Raw genomic sequence first — 10,731 nt, forward strand, 5'->3', positions numbered from 1 at the left:
TCAATCACGCCATCAACATACCAAGGGGCTATTTTAGCTATAAGCAAGGCTAAGTATCCTCCATAAGACCCCCCCCCATAAATTTTTGGTAAATCTGCAAATTTTGGAAAGCGTTTAACCAAATCTTTTAAAGCATTGATATGATCAATAGCTGCCATAATGCCAAAATTTTGATATTCTCCATCCGAAGGGATGTAAGTTGCACTCAATCTTTCCTCAAAATCATAGGGCAGTCGATTTAACATTTTCAATTCTGTCATAATCTCACTTAAATATTCACAATGACTGACCACAGTATTGTTGGCCAATTGATCGCATGGGATATTGTATTTACAAAGTACTTTTTCCATAAGTCTTAAATCTTCTTTTGTAAAATCTGCTAGCGTTGAATATTTCTCCACATCCGAGGGTCTTTGACAAAAACAATGATAAAAAACATTTATCGTTGCCACATCAAATTTCTTAGCTATGTAATTTCTATAAGAATCTAAAAAATGTATATTAGCATTAGCCCCATAACCTCCTATGATAAAAACTATAGCTTTCATTTCTTTTTCATCATCATAACTGATGCGGTATTCAAGTTTTGAAGTTCTTTTGATATTAAGTTCTACATCATCACAAGAATCGATTTCAAAGGTTTGATTTATGAGCATATAAAGGCCTTTTTTATTAATTTATAGATATTATATTACAAAAAATTAAAAAGGTAAATCATGACAACTCACATCTATGATTTTTTAGAAAAAAGTTTAATCAAATTTAGCGAAAAAACTGCTTTTGTAGAACCCTTTGCCAAGGAAAGAAAAGAAATCACTTATAAAGACTTTGATCTTTTTTCTAAAAAACTAGCCAGTGAAATTTTAAAAACTTTAAAAAATGATAATCCTACTCAAGTTCCTGTTTTAATCATCTTGCCTAAAGGGATTGATTGTTTGATTTCATTTTTTGGAGTGGCACTCAGTGGAAATTTTTATACACTTTTAGATGAAAAAAGTCCTAAAGAAAGAGTAGAAAAAGTCATAGAAGTTTTAAAGCCTAAACTTTTTATCACTTCAAAGGACTTAAATTTTAACTTAGATTTACCTACGCTTTATACACAAGACTTTGAAAGTTTTAATATAGATGAGAGTTTAATAAAGCATGCTAAAGAAAAACACATAGATACTAATTTACTCTATGTTTTCTTTACAAGTGGGAGCACAGGCATTCCTAAAGGAGTAAGCATAGCTCATAAGAGTGTGATTGATTATACTTTTTGGGTGTGTGAGACTTTTAAATTTGATGAGAATGAAATTTTAGCCAATCAAGCGCCATTTTATTTTGACAATAGCATTTTAGATATTTTTTCAAGTGTAAAATCAGGAGCGACTTTACACCTTTTACCTAATCATCTTTTTGCCTTTCCAAATAAAATTTTAGAATGCCTTGAAAAAGAAAAAGTAAGCACTATATTTTGGGTACCTTCGGTGCTGATTTATTTTGCAAATACTGAAGCTTTGAATAATTTTAGTTTAAACGCCTTAAAAAAGATACTTTTTTGTGGTGAAATCATGCCCAATAAACAGCTCAATATTTGGCGTAAACACTTACCCAATGCCTTATTTGCCAACCTTTATGGCCCAACAGAAATCACTGATGTATGTTCTTTTTATATCATCAATCGCACTTTTAAAGATGAAGAACTTTTACCGATAGGAAAAGCGTGCAAAAACACAGAACTTTTAGTTTTTGATGAAAATATGAATTTCATAAGTCCTAAACAAATAGGTGTTAAAGGGGAGCTTTTCGTGCGTGGAACTTCTTTGTCTTTAGGGTATTATAATGACAAAGAAAAAACCAAACAAGCTTTTATTCAAAATCCTTTACATGATAATTATTTAGATTTACTCTATAAAACAGGAGATATCGTTTCTTATAATGAATTTGGAGAGCTTTTATGCTACGGAAGAGCAGATAATCAGATAAAATATATGGGACATAGAATAGAACTTGGAGAAATAGAAAGCGTGATAAATTCTCATGTGAATATTAAAAACAGTGCTTGTATTTTTAAAGAAGATATTATTTGTTTTTATGAAAGTGAAGAAGAAATTAATTTTAAAGATTTTTTGAAAGATAAATTACCTTCTTATATGATCCCAAAAAATTTTATTAAACTCGACAAATTTAAGCTTAATCAAAATGGTAAAATTGATAGAAAGGTTTTAAAAGAACTTGTTTAAATAAATATTTTATAATTTCAAAAAACTAAAGGAGAAAAAATGCAAGAAATCAAACAATTTTTTATCAATATAGAAAGAACAGATATCAATGAGAGTATGGAAAATCTAGTAAGTGAAGATTTTATCGATAGTATCGATATCATGGCTTTGGTTGCCGAAATAGAAAAATTTTATAAAAAACCCTTAAAAGCAGAATTTATCACACCTGAAAATTTTGAAAGCTTTGAAAATATCAAAAAAATGCTTGAAACTGCAATGAAAGACTAATCTTTCCTTGCAAGTTCAAGCTGTTCTTTTAAAGAACTGATGATTTCATTTTTAGAAACAATAATTTGTGCTATAAAATCCGCCACATCATCCCAATCTTTACTTAGTGTATGAGTTAAAGTATAGTTTTGTTCGTATTCTTCCCAATTTACAGGAGCAAAAAGAGAATTTTTATGCGGGAAATATTTGTTTTTTACCCATTCAAGTGAAGAAGCAAAATAATCCACATAAGCTTTAGCAATATCTTTTTGCACTGCAAATTTTAATCTTTTTTCTTTGCTGCCTTCAAATTTTCTTCTTGCCATAAAAAGCAAAGAATTAAGATTATCCTGCTTTAAATCTTTTTGATTTAATCTTGACATAAGCTCCATTCCTAAAAGATTAAAACTTTCATTTTTGGTTTGTTTTAAAACAAAACTCTCATCCCATTCAAGTCCTAAATGATAAACAAAATCCTTAAGTAAAGTCCCTCCTACATAATCCTCCCTTAGAAGTCTTACTATCAAATTTTCTTCTCCAAATACCTCAGCATGAGTTTTGCAAATCCATTCATAGTCAAAAATATATTTTCTAGGATGATCTTGCGGAGCAAAATCAGCAGAATAATACCCCATATTGTTTTTATGATCTTGAGAACAATGTGAGTTTAAATAACCCAAAGTATCTCTAAAATACACAATAATATAAATTTGAGTAAAACCTAACTCTCTCATAATCTTTTCTAAAATTTCTACATGTTTTTTGGTAGAAAAATCCCAAACTATACCCTCAGCTGAAAAAATAAATTTTTTATCTTTATGTAAAGCACTTTCACTTTTAAAATTTTCTATAGCTCTAAGAAGTCTTTCATTTGTGATATGACTTAAAACACTCTCTTTTTTTAAAATATCTTCTTTTTGAACCAATTCTAAAACCATATCCACCAAAGCCCAATGCCTATTTGCCACTCTAAGACTTTTTGGGTAAATATAAGCTTTTTGCAAAAGCTTTTCTTCGTTTTGCATCAAGAAGCCTTGTTTTTCTTGATTTCCTGTATTAGTAGTTCCTATATGTAAATATGCTGTCATTTTATATCCTTTATCTTTATTTTAATTTATCATCTCTAACTCAAATTTATCTTCTAAATCCTTAAACACAAATACTTTATTCCCACAAGGATAAGAGATAGAATTTTCTTGCATAAAAGATTTTCTTCCTTGTAGTTTTTCAAGCATTAAAGGAAGTTCTTTTCTAAATAAAGCCCTATCAGTCATTCTAAGTCCATGCTCTAAACTTTTTACAAATCTACCATCTATATCATTTTCATCCTTTATTAAATGTAAAGTTGCATCATATCCTAATTCCTGATAACACTTATAAAGTTCTATTTTATTTTGCACTGGCGCACCCATATCTTGTATACTATGATAGCTTACAAAAATGGTATTTTTATTTAAATTTGATTGAATTTGAAGATGGTTTGAATTTAAAACTGCTCTGATTAAATAATTTTCATCACCAAAATAATAAGAAGAATTCATATTTCTATTCCAGTATTTATATACAAAACAATAAAGTCTATAACCACTTCCTTCGAAATAAAATTCCCCTTGATTCATTTCTCTTCCTAAAATGCACGCCAAAAATGGCAAGCAAACACCTGAATTATCAATCACACCATCCACATACCAAGGAGCTATTTTTGCTATGAGTAAAGATAGGTATCCTCCATAAGACCCCCCCCATAAATTTTTGGTAAATCTGCAAATTCTGGAAAACGTTTAACTAAATCTTTTAAAGCATTGATATGATCAATAGCTGCCATAACGCCATAGTTTTGATAATCTCCATTGGGTGGGATAAAATCACAAGAAAGTTCTATTTTTTGGCTTTCATCAACCAAACCTGCTTGTTTCATTTCATTAACTTTTTGCTCTATAAGAGGAATAATTTGTTCAAAATTATCTTTATTAACCGATAAATGTCCTAAATTAATATTTTTTAAAATGCCATTTACACGCTCTAAATCATCTTGATTGGGAATAAGCTTTGGATTATACTTTTGATCAATACTTTGTCTTGCACAAAAACAATGATAAAAAACATGTACCACTACAACATCAAAATTTTTAGCAATATATTCCCTATCAAAATCTAAAAAAGAAATATTTGCATTAGCTCCAAAACCACCCACTATAAAAACTATGGCTTTAATCTCTTTTTCATCATCATAACTAATGCGGTATTCAAGCTTGCTAGTTCTTTTTATATTTAATTCTACATCATCACAAGAATCAATTTCAAAGGTTTGATTTATGAGCATTATTCCACCCCGTTTGCATTATTTTATTGTATTTTAAAGACAATTATACTTAAATTTTAGTAAAATAAAACACAAAAAACAAGGCTTAACTATGAAAAATCTTTGTATCATCCCTGCTCGTGGTGGATCAAAAAGAATTCCTAGAAAAAATATCATTGATTTTCTAGGTAAACCTTTAATCGCTTATAGCATAGAAAATGCTTTAAATTCAGGCATTTTTGATGAAGTAGTGCTTTCAAGCGATGATGAAGAAATCATAGAAGTAGCCTTAAAATACGGTGCAAAAGCTCCATTTGTGCGTGATAAAAATTTAAGCGATGATTATGCTTCAAGCACTGCTGCAGTGCAAAATGCCATAGAAATTTTACAAAGCCAAAATCAAATTTATGATCATGTCTGTTGTCTTTATGCTACTGCTCCGCTTTTAAATAAAAACATTTTAAAACAAGCTTATGAAAAATTTATACAAAATGAAAGCAAGTTTTTATTTGCCGCCACTGAGTTTGAGTATCCTATACAAAGGGCTTTTTATCTAAATGAGAATAATCAAGTTTATATGTTTGATGAAAAACATTATAAAAGTCGTTCACAAGACTTAACAAAAGCTTATCACGATGCAGGAGCTTTTTATTTTGGCACAAGTAAAGCTTGGCTTGAAGAAGATTTTATGTTTAAACCTCATTCTAGTGTATTTGTATTGCCAAGAAATTTAGTTTACGATATAGATACCATGCAAGATTTAGAATTTGCAAAAATACTTTATAAGGCAAATCATGAAAGTGCTTTTTAGAAGCGATAGCTCCAGTCAAATAGGCTTTGGACACATTAAACGCGATCTAGTCTTAGCTAAACAATATAGCGATGTAAGTTTTGCTTGTTTGCCTTTAGAAGGCTCTTTGATCGATGAAATTCCTTATCCTGTTTATGAGCTTGATAGTGAAAGCATTTACGAACTTATCAATCTCATCAAAGAAGAAAAATTTGAACTTCTTATCATTGATCACTATGGCATCAGCGTAGATGATGAAAAACTGATCAAGCTTGAAACAGGGGTGAAAATTCTAAGCTTTGATGATGAAATAAAGCCTCATCATTGTGATATTTTACTCAATGTCAATGCCTATGCAAAAGCAAGTGATTATGAAGGTTTAGTGCCTTTTAAATGCGAAGTAAGATGTGGTTTTTCTTATGCTTTAATCAGGGAAGAATTTTATCAAGAGGCCAAAGAAAATAGAGAAAAAAAATATGATTTTTTCATTTGCATGGGTGGAACTGATATAAAAAACCTTTCTTTACAAATTGCTAGCGAATTACCTAAAACAAAAATCATCAGCATTGTAACCAGCTCTTCTAATCCTAATCTTAAAAAATTGCAAAAATTTGCAAAATTACATAACAATATTAGATTATTTATCGATCATGAAAATATTGCAAAATTGATGAATGAAAGCAATAAACTCATCATTAGTGCAAGTTCTTTAGTCAATGAAGCCTTGCTTTTAAAGGCAAATTTCAAAGCTATTTGTTATGTTAAAAATCAAGAATCTACAGCAACTTGGCTTGCTAAAAAAGGGTATGAAGTGGAGTATAAGTATTGATAAAACTTAAAAATTTCACAGAACTTAATTCTCAAGAAATAGAGCTGATTTTTAAATGGCGCAATCACCCCGATATCAATCAATTTATGAAAACAAAATATATTGATTTTGAAGAACATTTAAGATTTTTAAAAAAATTACATCAAGATTCTAGCAAAAAATATTTTTTAGTTTTTCAAGATGAACAGATTATCGGCGTAATTGATTTTGTCAATATCACAACTAAATCTTGCGAATTTGGACTTTACGCAAAACCTAATTTAAAAGGCGTAGGACAAATTTTAATGAATGAAATTATAAAATACGCTTTTGAAAACTTAAAAGTAAATACTCTTAAAGCTTATGTTTTCAAAGACAATCGCAAAGCTTTAAAATTATATCAACAAAATCATTTTACTATTTATGATGAAGATAAAGATTTTTACCATATTTGCCTAAAGCAATCTGACTGCAAAGCCTTGCCTAGCTAATTCTTCTTTTACATCTTTAGGGGTATACTTAGAAAAATGAAAAATATAAGCACCCGCTAAAGCATCAGCACCCAAATTTAAAGCCTTAACTCCATCACTTGGATTGCTAAGTCCTCCATTGATAATAAGAGGAATTTTAAGTTTATTTTGAAAGATCTTTAAAAGTTCTAAATCATAACCCTTTGCTTTTCCTTCAAAATCCACAGAGGTTAAAAGAAGCTCTCCAGCTCCTTTTTTTTCATATTCTAAAGCAAGTTCTAAAGGACTTTTTTCAAGTAAATTTCCCCTGTCATAAACACAAAATTGCCCTCCTTTTCTTTTAACATCTATAGAACAAACTATACATTGAGAACCAAAACGATTAGCCGCTTTACTTATAAAATCCATATCTTCTAAGGCCTTAGAATTGATAGAAATTTTATCCGCACCTAAATTTAAAATCTTTTGTATATCTTCAAGGGTTTTTATCCCGCCACCTATAGTTAAAGGCATAAAACATTCTTTAGCAAGATCTTCTATACTTTCAAAATCTATTTCTCCACTTTTTGAAGCATCTATATCTAAGATAATAAGCTCATCAACATTGCGTGCATTATAAATTCTCATTGTTGAAGTTAAATGCCCTATAGTGCGAAAATCTTTAAATTCTATACTTTTAACAAGTTGTCCGTTTTTTAACAAAACACAAGGGATAATTCTAGTTTTTAACATTTAAAGCCTTATAAAATTTTCTAAAAGTTTTAAGCCTAAATTTTGACTTTTTTCGGGGTGAAATTGTGTAGCAAAAATATGATCTTTTTGTAAAGATGCAACAAATTTATGTCCGTATTGTGCTTTAGCACTTACAAACTCATCTTTGCATTTCACATAAAAAGAATGCACAAAATAAAAATCACTCTTATTATCTATGCCTTGATACAAAGGAACTTGTTTTAAAATTTCAAGCTCATTCCAACCCATATGTGGGATTTTTAAATTTAAATCCTCTTCAAATTTGACTACTTCACCTTCTATAAAACCAAGTCCTTCGCAAACTCCACCTTCATAGCCCCTTTCTAAAAAAAGCTGCATTCCCAAACAAATGCCTAAAATAGGTTTTTTTTGTACTAAAACTTGCTCTTTTAAAGCTTCTATAAAACCAAATTCTTTTAAATTTTTCATCGCTTCTTTAAAAGATCCCACTCCAGGTAAAAGCAATTTATCTGCTTTTTGCAAATCTTTTGGATTTTTAGCTATGAAATTTATAGCTCCTATTTTTTCAAAAGCCTTAGCAACAGAGTTTAAATTTCCCGCCTTGTAATCAATGAGCGCTATCATTTTAAAACACACTCGTCTTTTCTTACCAAAGAACCATCATAATCTCTTATAAATTTACCATTTTCATCACGTTTAAAAATTTTTTTATTGGTAAAAGAATCTACTATTTTTTGAAATTCTTCCTCGCTAAAACCACTGAATTCAAGGTATTTTTTAATAGCCTTTTTAGGGGGCTTGCCATCGTATTTTTGTACCAAACGCACCCCTTCTTCACGGCTGATATAACCTAAACGAATATCCAAACAAGCATTATCCGTTGCTCTACCAAAGCCGTATTTGCAGTATTTTAAATAATCATGCACATGATTAGAATAACAATCTAAATTTTCAAAATTTTCATAAGTAGTCTCAACAGGATGATCTAGAGTTAAAAAACCATATTTTTTAGAAATTTCAAGAATTTTTTTATAATCCCATTTAAAATAATACCCTAAAAATAGCCCAGTAACCCCTACTCTTTGAAGTTCTTCATCACTTGGATAAGTATATAAAAACAAATCTTTTTCAGTGATACCATTTACCCCAAGCATATCAGAAGCACGATTTCCTAAAAGCCCGCCAAATTCTTCAAGCCACTCTCTGCCTAAAATATTTTTATTTTTACTACTCGCAGGACCGCCATACTCTATCTGCGGACTTTCTCCCCAGATGATCAAAGGCACTCCAAAATTTACCGCTATGCGTGGAACAGAAGTAAAAATTCCCAAATGGTTTTGCCACTCATTATCCCCTGTTCTTATAAAAGCTTCACGGGCAAGTTTTTGATAAACTTTTGGATCACGCTTGATATGGATCAAATCCACGCCAAGATGATTTAAATTGTCTAAATTTTTGCGCCCTATTTTCGTAGGTACGCTAGGCTCAAAACACACACACAAAGGATTAAGTCCAAGTTCAAGCATTTTAACCACTTGAAAAGTAGAATCTTTTCCGCCACTTACTCCGATAACACAATCATAAACAGGATGTTTTTTGTATTTTTTTATAAGCTCAAAAAATTCTTTTTCTCTTTCTTGCCAATTAATATTTTGATTTTTAGCTTCTTGAGAACGACAAGCATCACAAACACCTTCTTCATCAAAATGTAAATCAGGCTTAGTATCTGGCATCACACATTTTTTACAAAATTTCATAAATTTCCTTTAATTAGTCTTAAATATATATATCGTTATAATTAAATTTTATTTTATGATTTTATATATTTATATTATATAAAAATTAAAAAATGAATGAATTCTATAATTTAAATCCATATGGCATTTTTTGAATGAAACCAAGCAAAATCATAACAAAGTTGTAATATTTATATAATATAAATATATAAATTGAAGAAATATATAATATAATTATATATCATTTTAGTCAGGAAATTTACCAAAGAAAGAAAAGTATGCAAATAGGAAATTTTAACACCGATAAAAAGGTTTTTATCATAGCAGAACTTAGTGCAAATCACGCAGGAAGTCTTGAAATGGCACTTAAAAGCATAAAAGCAGCCAAAAAAGCAGGTGCTGATGCGATAAAAATCCAAACTTACACTCCAGATAGCCTCACACTAAATAGCGATAAAGAAGATTTTATCATCAAAGGAGGACTTTGGGACAAAAGAAAACTTTATGAGCTTTATGAAAGTGCAAAAACCCCTTATGAATGGCATTCTCAAATCTTTGAAACCGCACAAAATGAAGGCATACTTTGTTTTTCAAGTCCCTTTGCTAAAGAAGATGTAGAATTTCTTAAACGCTTTGATCCTATAGCCTATAAAATCGCTTCTTTTGAAGCCAATGATGAAAATTTCGTGCGTTTAATCGCCAAAGAAAAAAAACCTACTATCGTTTCAACGGGCATTGCTACAGAAGAAGAACTTTTTAAAATCTGTGAAATTTTTAAAGAAGAAAAAAATCCTGATTTAGTCTTTTTAAAATGTACTTCAACTTATCCTACTGCCATAGAAGATATGAATTTAAAAGGTATAGTAAGTTTAAAAGAAAAATTTAATGTTGAAGTGGGACTAAGTGATCATAGCTTTGGCTTTTTAGCCCCTGTTATGGCAGTAGCACTTGGAGCTAGAGTGATAGAAAAGCATTTTATGTTAGATAAAAGCATAGAAAGTGAAGACAATAAATTTAGTCTTGATTTTGATGAATTTAAAGCTATGGTAGATGCAGTAAGACAAGCTGAAAGTGCTTTAGGCGATGGTAAGTTAGATCTAGATGAAAAGGTGCTTAAAAACCGTGTTTTTGCAAGAAGCTTATATGCAAGTAAGGATATCAAAAAAGGTGAAATGTTCAGCGAAGAAAATGTAAAATCCGTGCGTCCTTCTTTTGGACTACATCCTAAATTTTATCAAGAACTTTTAGGAAAAAAAGCCAGTAAAGATATAAAATTTGGCGATGCTTTAAAACAAGGAGATTTCCAATGACCTTCACCCCTACCCAAAAAGAACTCTTTAACAAAAACATTGAGGCTTTAAACAATATTCTTTTAAAAGAAAGTTTAAAAGAAATTAAATCAAGTAAATTTGAACTTATCTTAGGTAAAGATAATCTAGA

The 10,731-nt window shown here is 30.0% G+C and carries 12 protein-coding genes and 1 pseudogene; 7 read left to right on the top strand and 6 right to left on the bottom strand.

What is annotated here, in order from left to right:
- Nucleotides 1–656, bottom strand: a 656-nt coding sequence (locus ELQ06_RS03880; RefSeq protein WP_134237469.1) for a DUF2920 family protein, incomplete at its 3' end; no start/stop codon positions are given.
- 60 nt (nucleotides 657–716) lie between these two features.
- On the opposite strand from ELQ06_RS03880, the gene ELQ06_RS03885 reads away from it, so the two are divergent.
- Nucleotides 717–2,225 (top strand): AMP-binding protein, encoded by a 1,509-nt coding sequence (locus ELQ06_RS03885; protein ID WP_002843734.1) that lies wholly within the window; start codon nucleotides 717–719, stop codon nucleotides 2,223–2,225.
- 39 nt (nucleotides 2,226–2,264) lie between these two features.
- Nucleotides 2,265–2,492: an acyl carrier protein gene (locus ELQ06_RS03890; RefSeq protein ID WP_002777686.1), complete on the top strand. Its 228-nt coding sequence runs from the start codon at nucleotides 2,265–2,267 to the stop codon at nucleotides 2,490–2,492.
- On the opposite strand, the gene ELQ06_RS03895 is transcribed toward ELQ06_RS03890, so the two are convergent.
- Nucleotides 2,489–3,559, bottom strand: a complete 1,071-nt coding sequence (locus ELQ06_RS03895) for a hypothetical protein (protein ID WP_025399153.1) — start codon at nucleotides 3,557–3,559, stop codon at nucleotides 2,489–2,491. The genes ELQ06_RS03890 and ELQ06_RS03895 overlap by 4 nt on opposite strands.
- A 21-nt stretch (nucleotides 3,560–3,580) precedes the next feature.
- Nucleotides 3,581–4,794: pseudogene (locus tag ELQ06_RS08915) on the bottom strand (DUF2920 family protein).
- Nucleotides 4,795–4,885: 91 nt separating this feature from the next.
- Between ELQ06_RS08915 and pseF the strand changes: the two are divergent.
- The 3 genes from pseF to pseH are packed head-to-tail and all read left to right on the top strand — an operon-like array spanning nucleotide 4,886 to nucleotide 6,862.
- Nucleotides 4,886–5,584, top strand: coding sequence for a pseudaminic acid cytidylyltransferase (gene pseF, locus ELQ06_RS03910; RefSeq protein ID WP_002888925.1), 699 nt, complete (start codon nucleotides 4,886–4,888; stop codon nucleotides 5,582–5,584).
- A complete protein-coding gene (pseG, locus tag ELQ06_RS03915; RefSeq protein ID WP_002777694.1) occupies nucleotides 5,568–6,392 on the top strand; it encodes a UDP-2,4-diacetamido-2,4,6-trideoxy-beta-L-altropyranose hydrolase in 825 nt (274 codons plus the stop codon). Before pseF ends, pseG begins: the two co-directional genes overlap by 17 nt.
- On the top strand, nucleotides 6,389–6,862 hold the full coding sequence (pseH, locus tag ELQ06_RS03920) for a UDP-4-amino-4,6-dideoxy-N-acetyl-beta-L-altrosamine N-acetyltransferase (RefSeq protein ID WP_002781802.1): 474 nt from the start codon (nucleotides 6,389–6,391) through the stop codon (nucleotides 6,860–6,862). Before pseG ends, pseH begins: the two co-directional genes overlap by 4 nt.
- Here pseH and hisF read toward each other — a convergent pair.
- The 3 genes from hisF to pseA are packed head-to-tail and all read right to left on the bottom strand — an operon-like array spanning nucleotide 6,827 to nucleotide 9,312.
- Nucleotides 6,827–7,573: an imidazole glycerol phosphate synthase subunit HisF gene (gene hisF / locus ELQ06_RS03925; protein ID WP_002864312.1), complete on the bottom strand. Its 747-nt coding sequence runs from the start codon at nucleotides 7,571–7,573 to the stop codon at nucleotides 6,827–6,829. The two genes, pseH and hisF, sit on opposite strands and share 36 nt — an antisense overlap.
- Nucleotides 7,574–8,179: an imidazole glycerol phosphate synthase subunit HisH gene (gene hisH / locus ELQ06_RS03930; RefSeq protein WP_002864311.1), complete on the bottom strand. Its 606-nt coding sequence runs from the start codon at nucleotides 8,177–8,179 to the stop codon at nucleotides 7,574–7,576.
- Entirely contained in the window at nucleotides 8,176–9,312 is a 1,137-nt protein-coding gene (pseA, locus tag ELQ06_RS03935) for a pseudaminic acid biosynthesis protein PseA (protein WP_002784894.1), read from the bottom strand. The genes hisH and pseA overlap by 4 nt, the downstream gene beginning before the upstream one ends.
- 257 nt (nucleotides 9,313–9,569) lie before the next feature.
- On the opposite strand from pseA, the gene pseI reads away from it, so the two are divergent.
- Nucleotides 9,570–10,601: a pseudaminic acid synthase gene (gene pseI, locus ELQ06_RS03940; protein WP_032583821.1), complete on the top strand. Its 1,032-nt coding sequence runs from the start codon at nucleotides 9,570–9,572 to the stop codon at nucleotides 10,599–10,601.
- Nucleotides 10,598–10,731, top strand: a 134-nt coding sequence (locus tag ELQ06_RS08920; RefSeq protein WP_134237468.1) for a motility accessory factor, incomplete at its 3' end; no start/stop codon positions are given. The genes pseI and ELQ06_RS08920, both read left to right, overlap by 4 nt.

The sequence above is a fragment of the Campylobacter sp. CH246 genome (genome assembly GCF_004378835.1).
In the GTDB taxonomy this organism is placed as follows: domain Bacteria; phylum Campylobacterota; class Campylobacteria; order Campylobacterales; family Campylobacteraceae; genus Campylobacter_D; species Campylobacter_D jejuni.